The sequence below is a fragment of the Oceanispirochaeta crateris genome (assembly GCF_008329965.1).
Classification (GTDB): Bacteria; Spirochaetota; Spirochaetia; order DSM-2461; family DSM-2461; genus Oceanispirochaeta; species Oceanispirochaeta crateris.
This window is the reverse complement of sequence record NZ_CP036150.1, coordinates 847,855-864,175: the sequence shown is the minus strand read 5'-3', so window position 1 is coordinate 864,175 and position 16,321 is coordinate 847,855. Positions and strand designations below refer to the sequence as shown.

The 16,321-nt window shown below is 42.9% G+C and carries 14 protein-coding genes; 8 read left to right on the top strand and 6 right to left on the bottom strand.

Annotation, left to right across the window (positions count from 1 at the left end; genetic code table 11):
* Positions 1 to 42: 42 nt before the first annotated feature.
* Genes lepB through EXM22_RS03865 form a run of 4 tightly spaced genes read left to right on the top strand, consistent with a single transcriptional unit; the run spans position 43 to position 4,935 of the window.
* Positions 43 to 546, top strand: a complete 504-nt coding sequence (lepB, locus tag EXM22_RS03880; protein ID WP_149485250.1) for a signal peptidase I — start codon at positions 43 to 45, stop codon at positions 544 to 546.
* Entirely contained in the window at positions 543 to 2,426 is a 1,884-nt protein-coding gene (locus EXM22_RS03875) for a penicillin-binding protein (RefSeq protein WP_149485249.1), read from the top strand. The genes lepB and EXM22_RS03875 overlap by 4 nt, the downstream gene beginning before the upstream one ends.
* On the top strand, positions 2,423 to 4,225 hold the full coding sequence (locus EXM22_RS03870; protein WP_149485248.1) for a motility associated factor glycosyltransferase family protein: 1,803 nt from the start codon (positions 2,423 to 2,425) through the stop codon (positions 4,223 to 4,225). Before EXM22_RS03875 ends, EXM22_RS03870 begins: the two co-directional genes overlap by 4 nt.
* A gap of 59 nt (positions 4,226 to 4,284) precedes the next feature.
* Positions 4,285 to 4,935 carry a tetratricopeptide repeat protein gene (locus tag EXM22_RS03865; RefSeq protein WP_149485247.1) on the top strand — a complete coding sequence of 217 codons (651 nt, stop codon included), beginning with the start codon at positions 4,285 to 4,287 and terminating at the stop codon, positions 4,933 to 4,935.
* 56 nt (positions 4,936 to 4,991) lie between these two features.
* On the opposite strand, the gene tyrS is transcribed toward EXM22_RS03865, so the two are convergent.
* The 6 genes from tyrS to EXM22_RS03835 all read right to left on the bottom strand — a co-directional run bounded on the left by tyrS (position 4,992) and on the right by EXM22_RS03835 (position 12,040).
* Positions 4,992 to 6,236, bottom strand: a complete 1,245-nt coding sequence (gene tyrS / locus EXM22_RS03860; RefSeq protein ID WP_149485246.1) for a tyrosine--tRNA ligase — start codon at positions 6,234 to 6,236, stop codon at positions 4,992 to 4,994.
* Between the two features lies 1 nt (position 6,237).
* Positions 6,238 to 7,623: a glycine--tRNA ligase gene (locus tag EXM22_RS03855; RefSeq protein ID WP_149485245.1), complete on the bottom strand. Its 1,386-nt coding sequence runs from the start codon at positions 7,621 to 7,623 to the stop codon at positions 6,238 to 6,240.
* Between the two features lie 57 nt (positions 7,624 to 7,680).
* The gene (gene gltX / locus EXM22_RS03850) at positions 7,681 to 9,165 is read right to left on the bottom strand and encodes a glutamate--tRNA ligase (RefSeq protein ID WP_149485244.1); all 1,485 of its coding nucleotides are present in this window, start codon (positions 9,163 to 9,165) and stop codon (positions 7,681 to 7,683) included.
* Positions 9,166 to 9,294: 129 nt separating this feature from the next.
* Positions 9,295 to 9,903, bottom strand: coding sequence for a hypothetical protein (locus tag EXM22_RS03845; protein WP_149485243.1), 609 nt, complete (start codon positions 9,901 to 9,903; stop codon positions 9,295 to 9,297).
* Positions 9,904 to 9,987: 84 nt separating this feature from the next.
* Positions 9,988 to 11,208, bottom strand: a complete 1,221-nt coding sequence (locus EXM22_RS03840; protein ID WP_149485242.1) for a pyridoxal phosphate-dependent aminotransferase — start codon at positions 11,206 to 11,208, stop codon at positions 9,988 to 9,990.
* Positions 11,198 to 12,040 (bottom strand): hypothetical protein, encoded by an 843-nt coding sequence (locus EXM22_RS03835; protein ID WP_149485241.1) that lies wholly within the window; start codon positions 12,038 to 12,040, stop codon positions 11,198 to 11,200. The genes EXM22_RS03840 and EXM22_RS03835 overlap by 11 nt, the downstream gene beginning before the upstream one ends.
* Before the next feature lie 77 nt (positions 12,041 to 12,117).
* On the opposite strand from EXM22_RS03835, the gene EXM22_RS03830 reads away from it, so the two are divergent.
* The 4 genes from EXM22_RS03830 (at position 12,118) to EXM22_RS03815 (ending at position 16,320) form a co-directional block, all read left to right on the top strand.
* A complete protein-coding gene (locus tag EXM22_RS03830) occupies positions 12,118 to 13,293 on the top strand; it encodes an HD-GYP domain-containing protein (RefSeq protein WP_168203329.1) in 1,176 nt (391 codons plus the stop codon).
* Between the two features lie 90 nt (positions 13,294 to 13,383).
* Positions 13,384 to 14,448 (top strand): hypothetical protein, encoded by a 1,065-nt coding sequence (locus EXM22_RS03825; RefSeq protein ID WP_149485239.1) that lies wholly within the window; start codon positions 13,384 to 13,386, stop codon positions 14,446 to 14,448.
* An 11-nt stretch (positions 14,449 to 14,459) separates the two neighbouring features.
* Positions 14,460 to 14,774: a hypothetical protein gene (locus tag EXM22_RS03820; RefSeq protein ID WP_149485238.1), complete on the top strand. Its 315-nt coding sequence runs from the start codon at positions 14,460 to 14,462 to the stop codon at positions 14,772 to 14,774.
* Positions 14,775 to 14,799: 25 nt separating this feature from the next.
* A complete protein-coding gene (locus EXM22_RS03815) occupies positions 14,800 to 16,320 on the top strand; it encodes a UTP--glucose-1-phosphate uridylyltransferase (RefSeq protein WP_149485237.1) in 1,521 nt (506 codons plus the stop codon).
* Position 16,321: the final 1 nt, after the last annotated feature.

The window sequence follows — 16,321 nt, the reverse complement described above, 5'->3', positions numbered from 1 at the left end:
ATATCGACAAAACAGGAGGGGTATATTAATATAAGTTGAGATATGATTCACAAAACTATTGTTTACTACGGAGGGATAGCAGCCGCGGTCATGGCAGCGGCTGTTCTATGGTTCTCCTGTTTCGATATTCTGCAGGTGCAGGAAATATCAATGGAACCCGGAATTCATCATGGTCAGACCATATTGGTGAGCAAATTTGCCTACCGGATTCCTTTTCTAAACATGACAAAACCTTCTGTTGAAGATATAGTAGTCTTTAAGAATCCCTATGATCATAAACTGGTTGTTAAACGGTGCAGACTTCTACCTGGAGAACCAATTTTGATTGATTCAACGGGTTGGCTTCTCATTGGGGATGAAAGATATTTTCTTACATCCAGACAAAAGGATCTTCTGAGTGATATTAAGATTGTTCCAGAGAATACAGTTCTGGTTCTGGGTGACAATCCCTATCATTCCGTAGACTCAAGGGATTATGGCTGTATCTCAATGGATTCTATAAGGGGAAAAGTTATAAACGTCTTTGGTGGAATTAATCACAGGTGAATACCACAAACAAGCGCTTCCGCTTATTTCTTATCATACTTCTGTCTTTCACAATGATCCTTGTGGTTCAATATGCAAGAATCATGCTTGTAAGCGCACCTCATAATCCTCTGGATACTCCAGTATTTCCAGAGCTACAGCGGGGAGAGATTTATGACAGGAATGGAAAACTCATGGCCATCCAGACGAGACTTGATTCCGTCACAGCCTGGCTACCGGAAATCAAAGACAGTGAGAAAACGGCCTCTCTCCTAGCGGATGCTCTATCACTGGACAAAGAGGAACTTTTATACCGATTTAATGATTCCTCCCGTCAGGGATTTCTCTATATAAAAAGACAAATATCTCCGACAGAATCGAAGCTTGTGAATGAAATGATCCAGTCCGGATCACTCCCTGGAATCCGTCTGGAACCGGAACAGGGCCGCAGTTATCCAGAAAAGGATCTGGCATCACATATTGTTGGTTATGTTGGAACCGACAACATTGGCCTGGATGGAATTGAATACACTTTCAACCAGGTTCTGGCACCTCCAGAAATCAGTACAAACAAAGATGAAATTTTATATGGCAATGATATTTTTCTGACCATAGACCTCAACACTCAGTATATAACCGAACAAATAGCCCATAGGGCCATGGAGGAGCATAAACCCGAAGGGCTGATGATCCTCGTCATGGGTGCCGAAACAGGGGAGTTTTACAGTTTTGTGTCCCTCCCCTCCTTTGATCCCAATAATTTTTCAAAATACACAGCTGCTCAGAGAAATAATCTTCCTGTTACACTCACTTATGAACCGGGATCGGTCATGAAAATATTTTCTCTGGCCAGCTTTATGCAGCTTGGAGGCATCAGACCTGACGATCAGTTTGATACAAGAGGTGGATATAATCCTGAAATTTTTCAGAAGTATAAGATTCCTCCCATTACAGATCTGGGGAATTATGGCGTACTGGATACGACGAATATCCTGATTCATTCAAGCAATGTGGGAACTGCCCTGGCCTCTGACACCGTAGAACAGAAAGAATATTACAATATGCTTAAAAACTTTGGGTTTGGCGGCAAGACAGGCATACCTCTTCCGGGAGAATCCAATGGGATACTCACTGATCCTTCCAGATGGTCTGTCCGGTCAAAACCGACCATGGCGATAGGTCAGGAAATTGGTGTATCTGCCATGCAAATGATTACGGCCGCAACGGTTTTTGCCAACGGCGGAGAGTTGTTAAAACCAAGAATAGTCAAAAAAGTCGTCTCCCCTTCGGGTGAGATTGTAAAAGAATACGAAAGAGAAGCCGTCAGAGAGGTGCTGTCTCCGGAAGTGGCAGAGAGCATTCTCCTTATGATGGAGCAGGTTGTCTCATCCCCGGAAGGTACGGTCAGAAGAGCCCAGGTACCGGGGTTGAGGATTTCAGGAAAATCGGGAACTGCCCAGCGGATTAATCCGGAAACAGGAACCTATTCGGATACAGATTATATGTCTTCAGTTCTAGCTCTGTTTCCAACAGAAGATCCAAAACTTATTGTATATGTCATCCTGCAATTTCCCAAAGGACAGAGCATTTACGGGGGTAGAATAGCCTCTCCCATCGTTAAAGAACTTGCCGAAAGTCTCTCCCCCTACTATGGGATACCAATTCAGGGGAATACTGTTTTGACCCATGACGGAAAGATTCGTCTCACAAAACCACAACAAATTGAAATAGGAACAGAACTTCCTGACTTTTCAGGCTTATCCAAGCGAGAAGTCATGGCAGCCCTTGAGGGAAGCAGCATTCCTGTCAGTATAAAAGGGGAAGGTTGGGTTGTCTTTCAGTTTCCACCTGCAGGAGAGATCATCGATGAATCGACCAAAATGTTCTTGGAATTTAAATGAGCTTTTACCAAAAAAATCTGGAAATACTCTCGTCTCTCTTTCCTTCTATTCTTAAAAAACTGGATGTTCCTGTAGCTCAGGAGATAGAAACTGTTGTGACCAATGATGGTCAGATAAGTTTTCGCCGCCTGGGGGGAATCTGGCTTCACTCCACACGCGCCCCCATTAGGGAGGCAGAGCGCCTCATCCTCAAGAGTATTCCCGAAGCATGCCCATTCTGTCTCTTTTACGGGTTTGGCCTGGCTTACCATCTTGAATCTTTTATCAAAAAGCACCGAAATACACCCTTTGCCGTGGTCGAACCGGATGTAACTCTATTCAAAACGGCACTGACCCTCAGAGATTTCACAGAGATCTTCAAAAGCCCCGGCTTTTCACTGGCCCTGGGTGCATCTCCAGATTCCATCCCGGCTCTTCTGGATGGAAAGCCCCATAAAAATATTCAAATCTGTATGCTCAGATCTGCCGTTGAAAACAACCGCAAATATTTTGAAAGCTGTGAGAAGATTGTCAATGAATACCTATCCAGGAAGGAAATTAATGCCAATACTCTGGATAAATTCAGCCGTTTATGGGTCAGTAATATTTGCAGAAACCTTCCAATGACGTCAAAAGTTCCCGGAATCCGGACCTTGAAAGGCCGTTTTTTAGGCGTTCCAGCCCTACTCCTGGCAGCTGGTCCGACACTGGAAGAAGTTCTACCCCTTCTAGGAGAAATCAGAAAACGTTTTCTTCTGGTCTGTGTAGATACGGCCCTCAAAGCCTGCTTAAGAGTGGGTATTGAACCGGATTTTTTGATTCTGACAGATCCTCAGTACTGGAATTCAAGACACCTGGATCGTTGTATAACGGCTCACACGATTTTGATCAGTGATGTCTCTACATATCCGGCACCACTGAGAGCCTTTAAAGGAACCATCTTTTTTTGTTCCACCCCCTTTCCTTTGGGACAATTCTTTGAATCCAGAACTGAAATCAAGGGGAAACTCAAATCCGGGGGCTCTGTTTCTACGGCAGCCTGGGATTTTTTACGGTTTTCAGGGATCTCCAAGATCTACTGTGCCGGGCTTGATCTCTCATTTCCTGACGGCGAGACTCATTATAGAGGCAGTACTTTCGAAGAGAGATTACATGGATTCAGCCATAGAAAAATTCCTGTCGAGACTTCAAGCTGGCTGGCTCTCATGGGGGGAAACCCCTATTTAGGAAAAAATCATAGGGATGAACCTGTTCTCACGGATCAGAGGATGAAGATTTATATCCACTGGTTCCAGGAACAGATGAAATTGAATCAAAATATAAAAACCAGTCAGCTGTCACCCCGGGGCATAGCCCTGGAAGGAATGGACTGGGAAGATCCCCATCATCTCCTGACACTTCCAGAAATCAGAGAAAATAAGATAGATAGGATTCTGGGAGAGATCCGCCTGATACAATGCGAAGTACCCAAGGACCTTCTCATCCAGTCCTACAACAAGCTTCTGGAAGAACTGGATGATCTCATAAACCTCACAAAACAGGGTGTCAAGATTTCGGAACAGGTACTACAGACGGGGATAGAACCTGAAAATCTTGAGAAGCTGAACCAAATAGATCAGGCCATTTTAAACAGGGAAAGCCGAGAGATGGCAGGGTTTATCCTGGCACCGATCCTCGAGGATCTGTTTACGGGTTCTAATCAGGAACTTTCTAAAGAAAAAATACTCAGCCGATCCCTCGATCTTTATACCCGCTTAAACGCCAGCTTATCTTTTCACAAGGACATGATTCTCACCATTGATTTTGGAGAAAAGACCTAAGTCAGATTCCTTTGTTTGCTCTCTGAATTTCCAAGGCAGACAGTTCTGTTAAAGAGGATATGCATTTCTCTGTTGGAACCCTCCAGGCTCTCCTCATTCTCAGCTTATCCTTCTCTTGCCAAAAATCCCCAGACAAACAGACCTATACAGATTATGCCAAAGCCATGCAGTCTTATTACAACGGAGCATTGTCTGAAGCAGAAGCCGTATTTAGCAAGATCTATTCTGATTATCCAGATTTTCATGAAAATACGAGAAGTTACGCCAACTGTCTGTTTTATAATGGGAATGATCAGAAGGCCGTTGAACTGTGGAAGAAGCTGGAGAAAGAAGATGAGATGGACATTGACAGTATGAAGTGTATGGCATCTTACTTCATCCATAATGGACGCACAGCGGATGCTATCCCACTTTTGGATACCGCACTTGCCCTATCATCTCACGATCCTATGCTGCTCTATCAGATGGCACAGTGCCGATTCTTAGAAGACGATGTCCAGCAGGGATACTCCCTTCTTCTTTCTGCAGTGGCTGAAATGGAAAGACAGGTGGTGATACCTCTTGAACTGGCAAGAATCTATTCTAGTTTTGGTTTCAACGAAGAGGCGACCAGGCTTGTTCAGCGTTATTCCCAATATCTTGATGAAGATCATCCCCTCAAACCAGCCCTGAAACACTTAAAAGCAACAATGGAAAATACCAACCCCTGAAAAAGGGTATAAAAAACCCGTCCTCGGGGACGGGTGTAGTAGCAGCATAAACAGAGTTATTTGACCACAAATCTGAAAAATCGTTTCTTTCCGGCCTTCAGGATCACTTCTTTTTCTCCATCTTCTTCCACGATGAAGGAAGAGTTGATCAGAGTATCTACATCGCTTACTTTTTCACCATTGACGGCCGCGCCATTCTGACTGACCAGACGCCGGGCTTCACTCTTGGAACTACTGAGTCCGGAAGTGACATATAGATCAAGGATGTTGATGCCCTGTTCGAGTTCTGAGGCAGATATATCGGCGGTGGGCATTCCCGATTTATCCTGAGATTTACCTGCGCTGAAGGCCGCCCTTGCCCCCTCTAAAGCCTTAGTGGCCTCTTCCTCGCCATGAATAATTTTTGTCAATTCAAAGGCTAGGATTTCCTTGGCTTCATTTATTTTCTGATCCTTGTAAGATCCTAAGCGCTTACACTCATCTACAGGAAGAAAAGTAAACAGAAGTAGGAATTTTTCAACATCTGCATCGGCTACATTCCTCCAATACTGGAAAAAGTCATAAATAGAGGTCATTTCGGGATCCAGAAAAAGAGCACCTTTTTCAGTTTTACCCATTTTTTTGCCATCTGAACGGGTAACCAGAGGAAAGGTCAGTCCAAGAGCTTCACCACCTTCCATGCGGCGGATGAGCTCCATACCGGCTACGATATTTCCCCATTGGTCATCCCCTCCAATCTGGAGGATACAGTTCTCTCTGCGGTAGAGTTCCAGAAAGTCATAGGATTGCAGGAGTTGATAATTAAACTCAATAAAAGAAAGCCCCTTTTCCAGTCTCTTTTTATAGGCTTCAAAGGTCAGCATTCTATTGACTGAAAAATGACGGCCAATATCTCGAAGAAAATCGATATAGTTCAAAGAAGATAACCAGTCTGCATTGTCTACCAGCTTGGAGGAACCATCATCAAACTTAATAAACTGGGCTATCTGCTTCTTCAGTTTCTCTGCATTATCCTTGATCTGATCAATGGTAAGCATTTTACGCATATCGGTTTTACCCGACGGATCTCCGATCCTAGCGGTGCCTCCCCCTACGAGGATAATGGGGTTATGTCCTGCTTCTTGAAGATGATGCATAGCAAAGAGAGGAATGGTATGACCGATATGCATAGATGGCCCCGTAGGATCCACCCCCACATAAATTTTAACCGGTCCCTCATCCAGTTTTTTATTCAGTAAATCCTCGTCTGTACATTGCTTGAAAAAGCCTCTCTCTTTTAGAGTGGCAAGTGCTTGATTCATATTAAACTCTCTTGTATTTCTTCATTTCGTCTTTGAGGCGTGCAGCCAGACCTTCTCTGGGGACACGAATCTGCTCCATTGAATCACGGAAGCGGATAGTCACATCATGATTGTCCTTGCTGTCATAATCCACGGTTATGCAGAAAGGTGTACCAACTTCATCCTGACGTCGATAACGACGGCCGATCGCACCTGACTGATCGTAGAAAGTATTGAATTCCAAATTCAATTCTTTCTGAATGTCTTTGGCAAGATCGGCGAGTCCGTCCTTTTTCACAAGGGGGAGTACAGCAGCCTTAATAGGCGCCACATTAGGATGCAGGTGTAGAACGGTTCTGACATCGGGTTTTCCCTGTTTATCTTCTCCGATAGTTTCTTCATGGTAGGCATCCATGAGGCAAACCAGAACGGATCTGGTGAGTCCAGCTGAGGTTTCAATAACGTAGGGAATGTAGCGTTCGTTTGTTTGTGGATCTAAATAATTGATCTCTTTTCCACAATACTCTCCATGACGTCCCAGGTCAAAGTCTGTTCTATTATGGATACCTTCCTGCTCTTCCCATCCAAAGGGATAGTGATATTCCACATCATAGGCGTCCTTGGCATAGTGAGCTAATTCATCGGGACCATGCTGATGAAAATGAAGATTCTCTGGGAGAACTCCCAGCTGATTCACATAATAATTCATCCTCTGTTCTTTCCAGTATTCAAACCATTTGTCATCCGTACCGGGTTTTACAAAGAACTGCATCTCCATCTGTTCGAACTCACAGGTTCTGAATATGAAATTCTTCGTGGTTATTTCATTTCTAAAGGCTTTTCCAATCTGGGCGATACCAAAGGGTATCTGCACACGGCTGGTATCTACAACATTCTTAAAGTTCACAAAGATACCCTGAGCTGTTTCAGGTCGTAAATAGACTATAGATCCAGAATCAGCAACGGGTCCCAAATGAGTACTGAACATAAGGTTGAACTGACGAGGTTCTGTCAGTTCTCCCCCACATTCGGGACATTTTTTACTGGCAATGACTTCGGCAGACAGTTTATCCTCACGAAATCGTGTTTTACACTGCTTACAGTCCACAAGGGGGTCTGAGAAATTCTCGACATGCCCGGAGGCTTCCCATGTTTTAGGGTGCATCATGATTGCGGCATCCAGCCCAACAATATTATCCTGAAGCCGTGTCATTTCACGCCACCAGATTTCCTGTATATTTTTTTTCAATTCCACACCCAGCGGACCATAATCCCAAGTAGCAGACAATCCCCCGTAAATTTCGCTGGAGGGATATACAAAACCTCTTCTTTTAGCAAGAGAGACAATTTTCTCCATAGATGCGCCGTACTTGTTACTGAGCTGATTAGATTTCTTTTCCTTGGCCATGATTAATTTCCTTATCTTGGTGGTATTTAACAGACCCGAATATCGGGTCTGATGTTATTACTGAACTGTCCCGAGGGCCCTGGTGATTTGCTCTTTTAGAGCCTTTATTCTTTGAATCGCTTTTTCCACACCAAGGAGTCCTATAGACTCAAACAGGGGAGGAGAAATTTTACTGCCAGTGACGGCTACACGGACGGGCTGCATGATCTGACCCATCTTCAACCCCATTTCCTGAGATTTATTATAAAAAGCCTGTTCATTTTCTTCCTGAGTTCTGCTCTCAAAGCCTTCAAGAAGCTCTGAGGCTGCATCGAGAATTGCAGGAATCTGAGACAGTTCTATTTTTTTGGGCAACGCATCATCAATGTTATAACCATCTATGTCCCTAAAGAGGAATCTGACCGTTTCTGACACATCGGTTGTAAACTTCAATCTCTCCTGAGCCAGGGGTAATACGCCTTCTAAAATAGCTGTTTCTTCAGCAGTCATGGGATCGGAAACAACCTGATCCTTCTGGAGTATGGGAATCAGCAGTTCAAGAAGAGATTCTTTGCTTCTTTTACGGATGTACTGCCCGTTGAACCACTCCAGTTTTTTATAATCAAAAACGGCGGGAGCCTTTTTGATTCTCTCCATGGAAAAAAGCTTCTCGAGGTCTTCCTTCGTAAAAAATTCTCTTGAATCATCAAAAGACCAACCCAGCAGAGAGATATAGTTGATGATGGCTTCTGGGAGATACCCACCATTCCTAAAGTCTACTAGAGATGTAGAACCATGGCGTTTTGACAATTTAGATCCATCTTTTCCCATGACAAGTGGAAGGTGACAGTATTTGGGAGCTGTCCACCCGAACGCCTCATACAGAATGATATGCAGCGGACCGGAAGGTATCCATTCCTGCGCTCTCATGATATGAGTAATTTCCATCAGATGGTCGTCGATCACATTAGCCAGATGATATGTTGGAAAACCATCTGTCTTTACGATGACAGGATCCGGACTGACGTCGCTGTTTTTCCTGGTAATATCCCCCATGACTTCATCATGAAATGTAGTTTTACCTTCCAGAGGAACCTTCAAGCGGATAACACAGGATTCACCGGCTTCTTTGCGGGCCAGTGCTTCGGCAGGATCAATATCCCGGCAGTGTCTATCATAACCCTGATTACTGGATTTATTCTTTTTCTGCTCTTCTCTCACGGCATCAAGACGCTCGGCACTGCAAAAACAGTAGTAAGCCTTCCCATTGTCCAAGAGCTTCTGAGCATATTCCTGGTAGAGATTATAACGTTCAGATTGTTGATAGGGGCCGAAATCACCCTTACCTGGTCCTTCATCCCAGGGAATATTCAACCAGTTAAGAGTATCATAAAGATCCTTAAGGGCATCTTCATTGTATCGTTCCCTATCTGTATCTTCGATTCGAAGTATAAAAGAGCCACCATTGGCTTTGGCAAAAAAGTAATTGAAAAGCGCCGTTCTAACTCCACCGATGTGCTGTAAACCGGTGGGTGACGGAGCATAGCGAACACGCACTGACATGGTCATTTCCTTAGCCTTAAAGATGGACTTATTATACTCACCGGTCAGGAGTGAGTAAACCACCAGAAGGGTTGGTTAAAAAAAAGCCTGTTCAAAGAACAGGCATTCTGAAAATGGATGATAATGAATCTATCTTGCAGCACTGGGAGCTGGATTCTGATTCAACAAATTGTCAACTTCACTCTGGATTGACTGAGATTTCTGAATGGATTCATCCATTCCGGCACCCTCATCCTGAGTGTAGGTAATGCTGGAATTTAAATGGGCGATGCGGGTATTGTTCTTCTTTGTTTGAAGGATATTTCTATTGATATAACGGATGTTTTTTTCAACAGTTGCTTCATGCTGTTCAATGAGCTCGTCTAATTCCTGACTCTTCTGCTCTAGTGCATATCTCTGAGACCTATTGGTTACAATCTGGGCATTCAATCTTGATCGCATATCCGCATCGTTCACATTCTGCATAATGGCATACAATTCTCCAGCCTGACTGCTAATTTTTCCTAGTGTCACGAAAATATCTCGTTTTAAACCTTCCATTGCATCAATTTCATCACGGAGAACCATATTCTCTGATTCATATTGACTATTTTCATCGACCATTGCTTCATTGGCTGCGGTCAATTCATCGATTTCTGCTTGGGCAGTAGGAATATCTACGGCTTCTGGTGGTATCTGGGCAAAAACTGTACCTGTTGTAATAATCAGAGCCATAAAAGTCAAAAAAAGTTTGCGCATAGGGATGCTCCTGGTAGCATAAGTAGTATTTAATTTTACTGATGGAGTATATCTAAGTGAATCAAATCTTTCAAGATTAAAAAATTAATTCACTCGCTGTACATAAGTTTCAAAAAAGGATTCCAGTCTGGTTGCCACAAGGGACAAGGCCTCCAGTTCCGGAAGAAAAACCATTCTAAAATGATCCGGTTCCTTCCAATTAAAACCGGTTCCCTGAACAAGGAGTGTCCTTGTTTCGGTCAAGATGTCATAGATCAACTTCTGGTCATTACTGATGTTGAATTTCTTAACATCGACTTTTGGAAACATATACAAGGCACCCTTAGGCTTCACACAGCTAATTCCGGGAATTGAAACGAGTTTTTCATAGAAAAAATCTCGCTGACTCCTGAGACGACCTCCCGGAGCAACCAAGTCCTTGATACTTTGATAGCCTCCCAGAGCGGTCTGAATTCCCAGTTGTGCCGGAACATTACTGCACAACCTCATATTGGAAAGAATATCCAAACCTTCTATGTAATCGGATGCCATCTTCTTATTTCCGCTTAGAATCATCCATCCGGCTCTAAACCCGGCAGCCCGGTATGACTTACTCAGTCCATTAAAGGTGACAATCAGTACATCATCGGCCAGGGAGCCCATGGGTATGTGAATGGCGTCATCATAGAGAATTTTATCATAGATTTCATCCGAAAAAATAATGAGATTATGCTCTCTGGCTAACTCAATGATAGATTCAAGGATTTCTTTGGGATAAACACTCCCTGTGGGATTGTTAGGATTTATAACAACAATGCCTTTTGTATTCTCATTTATTTTACTCTTAATATCATCCAGATCGGGATACCAGTCAGACTCTTCATCACAGAAATAATGAACAGCTTTACCACCGGCCAATACTGAAGAGGCAGTCCACAAGGGATAGTCAGGCATAGGTATCAGGATTTCGTCTCCATTATTAAGAAGCCCCTGCATGGCTATGGAGATGAGTTCGCTGACACCATTACCCAGATATATATCGTCTGTGTCAACTCCCTGGATTCCTAAACGCTGACATTCATGCATGACCGCTTTTCTAGCGGAAAAAACACCCTTGGAATCGGAATATCCCTGAGCGTCCAGAAGATTTAATATGATATCATGGCGGATCTCATCAGGAGCATCAAAACCAAAAACTCCCGGATTTCCTGTATTCAGTTTAAGGATTCTATAGCCCTCTTCTTCCAGCCTCATGGCCTCTTTTAAAACGGGTCCACGAATATCGTAACAGACATTATCCAACTTCTTAGATTTCCTAATGACCATTGTTTATTTCCTCTACATTATTTTCAGAAACTGTATCGTACAACCAGTTCTGACTGTCGTCCAGTACGCTGGAGAGAAGTAGAACCACAATATTTTTATTTTTACTTTTTAATACATCTTTCTCAAGGCTCTGCCTATCGGGATATTGTTCTATGAAGGATCTTTTATTCTGAACCAGAGCTTCATCTTGAGCTTTGCCTGATATTGTGGATAAAAGATAAAGAGAAAGGAGTCTTAGTATGGAGTCCTTTGTCTGAGCAGAAAGGGAAGACAGATATGTTTTTGCTTCATCCAGTTTCTGATCTGCCAGAAGAAGAAAAGAATAACACCACTCCAGCCATGGCAAATCTTTGGCGGAACTCTGGGCAATACAGTCCTTGAAATATATTTTCCCCTCCTCCTTGTTCTGGTTCAGCAAATAAGGAATCCCAAGCATGGCACCATAGCGGCTCAGTAAACTCGGTTTCTTCTCACTAACCTCTTTTTCAAGACGAATAATTTTATCCAGATTAGAAATTGTGAGGGATGTATTGACCATCATTCTGATATTTCGGGAGCTGAGTCGCTTTTTCTCATATATTTCTGTCTCAAGATAAGAGGTCAATCCCGGCCAATCTTCTTTTTCCAAGAGTGAAAACATTTTCCAGTTGATCATGAAATAGGCATCAAGTACCGATATAAAGATTAAAAACAAAAGAGCAAGGAACCAATTTTCTCCCCAGAATATGCGTGTATATTCGGCACCGAGAACAAATAAGGGCATTAAAGCTATGAAAAGAAAGGAAAACAGGATGATTCCGTTAAACAGGAAAAAAATGGTTTTAAATTTCATCAATGTTGCTCCTATAATAAAAAATAGTGTAAATTATATACATAATGGGGTCAACTAAGTTGGAAAATGAGCAAAAGGTGAATAATATAGAAATTAAGAGTCTCAAACCAGGTATGTATTTTGAGTCACCTGTTTACCTGGACAAGGGTTATGTCCTTTTGACTCCGGAAACTCCCGTCTCCGAAATGCTTATAAAGAATCTGAATACATGGGGTTTTACAACTCTCTTCAGCGAAGGTTCTCCCATTGGTAGAGAGACACCCACACAAAGCGGCCCTTCTTCCAATATTCAGACAGCCACACTAGATCAGAACATTAAAGAAAAAGAAGGCCTCAACAGGGCCAGAAACTTCTTTATGCAGATGTTTCATTTTACAGAAAAAATTCACACGAGATTCAAAGAAGACAGCATCCTGAATCTCAATGCCATGACAGAAGAAATTAAAAAAGCGATCACAATGATCAGAGAAGATGATAAATATGTCCTTCGTTTTCAGGAGATTGTTCCTCCCGAAGGGAGTGAATACATGATCAGCCACTCTGTCAAAACAACCATTTTAGCTCTGTCCATCGGAGACAGGCTGAAAATGCCCAATCATAAACTAATTGAACTTGGTATCGCGTCACTTCTCCACGAAGTGGGAATGCTTCAGATTCCCAATAAGATATACGACAAGAAAGGGGCTCTTTCCGCGGATGAACAAAAAGTCATTAAAGCCCATACCCTGCTGGGATTCAGAGCATTAAGAGAATTTTCTCTCCCCAGAGATATTCTCCTGGGAATACTTGAACACCATGAAAGGAATGACGGCTCCGGATATCCACAGGGACTCTCAACAGCCCGTATTTCTCAATTTGGTAAAATCATTGCCGTAGCCTGCTCTTATGATGCCCAGATCTCCAACAGGCCATTTAGATCTGGAAGAGATGCCCATACCAGTCTGACCGGAATGTTGAGGGAAATGCGCTCTCATTACGATGAAGAAGTCATGAAGGCTCTCTTAGGAATTCTGTCCATCTACCCTCTAGGAAGCTATATAACCCTTGTAAATGGGTATACAGGCATTGTCACAGAAACGAACGATAAAGATTTCCGCTACCCCACAGTGAAGATTCTGCTGGATAAGAATAGAAATATTCTTAAGGATCAGCCTTCTATTAAAACGAGTGAGGGAGGAGAAATGAAGATTGTTTCTGTTTTGAATAATTCTGAAATTCAAAAAATCAAGGCCCTCATACAAACTCAAGGATGATTGTCCTTGACACAGATATGCCTGCCCTTTATTTTTGTGGCATTCCCTTTCATACAGGAATGGAAATAACCTGGATTAAGTGAGTGAACCATGTCCCGAATAATTAAAAAAACTCTAAACAAATACTTTTTGATGTCTTCGGATAATCCCGAAAAAGAGGAATTGTCTCAGTTTTTAAAGAAGAATATATATTCCCCTGTCATTCTGACAAAATGCGACTTTCTCCCTCCGGACAATCCGCTGAAAAAAGAAGCAATAATTTTATCAGATGCTTTTGAAGCTCTTACGAATGGTATGCACAATGATGAGTTACTGAATGATCTTTCATTGATTCCTCCCACTTCATTGCTGGCTCCCTGGAAGACTTTTATATTAGCCGTGGATGCTTTCTATAGAAACGAAGAAGACCTTTGCCTGGATTTAGTAAAATCCATTGAAGCAGAATCTGCTCCTTCCGCCTTTAAACCACTCTTTCTTAATATTATGAAGAAGCGGACAATACCCGATGAGTGGAGCAAATTGGCAGCTGCTATTCTTGAGAACAATCGCGAACTTAGTGATTCTCTTAACCTGATCAAAGATTCTTCTGAGATCGAAGATGTTCTTCTCGATACGGCTGAAATGGTTATAAAAATTATCAGCCGTGAGGATAGCGAAACGGCGCTGAAGATTATGATCTGGTGTTTGGAGCATCTTCAGGAAAGCGAAATGCTTTCAGATAAGGCCCTTACTAAGGTTAAAAAGCTGTTTGGGGATCAGGAAGGGTACAGACTGGCTGCACTCACATCATTGAGCTTTGATCCTGATAGAAGCCTTGTTTACTGGCTTCATTCCCTGATAGCCTATCTTGAACAAAGAAATACCAAGATAAGTTTTGTAAAGGCCTATCTAAATATCATCAGTGATACGGCCGAATCGGTTAAACTTGAATTTGAGCTAACCGATGAATACATCATGCTCCTGACAAGCCTTATTTCCGAGCTATCTGTAAACCTCTACCATATATATCCGGAAATTCAGGGTACATCTGTTTTGAGCAATGATCCATTTCAGGATATATTTCTGTTAGCTGGAAAGAATTCAGCTCCCCTGCATCCAAGAAAAACAAGGGATTCCGTGAAGAGTGCAATTCAATTGGAATTGTTTGCAATTTAAGAGGAAAAAACATGAACACATTTGATTATTTAAATAGTACCATGGACCCCTGGAAAGTCCTGGGGCTTTCCCGCGATGCGGATAACACAGAGATTGAGAAGGCCTGGCAACATTTATCCGGGAGTAGACACAAGGACGACAAAATCAATCAGGCCTATAGAATGATTGCAAGCGAAGAGGCTCGTGCTCAATGGAAATTGCTTTACCCAGGAAGACAGGAAACCCTGGAGGGTATCCTAGAGAACATGCCACTACGCCCCCAATACACCGGTCCGGGACTCTGGTATCAATCCCTTAAAGACGTTATTGAAAAAGAAGAAGTCTGATGAATCATCCAAGGAGATTTCAATCATGAGCGATCCCTTACTGACCCTTGAAGAGACCACACAACTCCTGAACCATGGTGTGGATGTTGAATTATCATTATCCATACTAGACGGATACAATAAAGGACAGACTGGAAGGTCGGAAAAGGTAATCCCCGAGGGAGTTCCAGAGATTGATGGAAAGAGAATCTTGGACCTCAGCGGTGCCAAATCTTTTCACTTTAGTGAGGAAGAACTCAGGAAATTTACCAAATCTTATCCCGATGCGGCATCATATCTAAATCCAGAGGAAGGAAGGATCTCTCGTTCTGAATTGATAAAGGCAGGAACAGCCCTCCTTCCTGTCTTCGCCTATGGATTTTTAAACGGCGGTTCTGCCACATCCTATGGAGATATAAAAAAGAATAGTGGTTTTAGTCCAAAACTATTTGATCTTTATGAAGATGAATTTACAAAATTAGCCGCTCAATCCAAGGGAAGACCAAAGGGTGTCACTCCTGGCTTCCTTCAGCCCGTCGGCCTTCCAGGGCCCTCCTATATGGAACTAAAGCTCCGATCACTCCTGCTTTTAAACAAATCCTACAAAGGTCTGACCGGCAAAGATGAGCTAAAAGGCATACCCTTCTTTCAGATGACAAGTGTTTCAAATGACAGTGAAGTACAGGGAGCTCTGAAGACTTACAAACAAAGTCCCTGGCTTAAGAGTCTGGCGAAATCCCTGGACATACCGCCTTACGATGCTTACTCTGCCAAACAGCCCCTCATAACAGCGTACAGTCACAGTTCTCAAGGTGATCCAAAGGAGATATTTCGTTCTTCAAACAAGGATTTCCCATTCATTTGCCTTCCGGGAGGTCATGGCCAGTGTTTCCGGGTTCTCAAGAAAACCTGGCAGCACCTCTATGACAAGGGTATCCGATTCATCTCACTGGGGAACATTGATAACCTGGGCTATACACTAGACCCCCTTGAATTGGCCATTCTCGCAATCAAAGACGCCCCTGCAGGATTTGATGAATCTTATAAGACTGCTGTAGATATCAAAGGTGGAATCCTCGTAGATGCCGGCAAAGGCAGACTGAATTGCGTTGATCTTGGAGTGGGAATCAGTCATGAAGAGGCCGCAGCCCTTGAATCTTCAGGGAAAAAAATATTGTTCAATTGCGGAACAGGATTGTTTAACCTCGAGTGGCTTCTAAAAAATATTGATGCCATCATAGAAGGACTTCCTTTACGCTTTAGTGATCAAAACAAGGATATAGGCTTATACTCCCAGGCAGAACAGGTCACATGGGAAGTCATGGGGATGATTAAAGACCCAATAATTTTTGCCGTAGACAAGTATCAGAGGTTTCTGGCTGCTAAAATTCTTCTTGAAAACATGATGACATCCGGACTCAAACTCAATGCCCCCGGATTTCCTGATGATCAAGAAGCATTGCTTGCTACTGCTCAAAAACTCAATGGAGGATTGAAAAATCTTCTATCAACCGTATATGCTCTTGTCTTAGAAGACAATTTGTGGCGGCCTGAAGAAAAGAAATGAT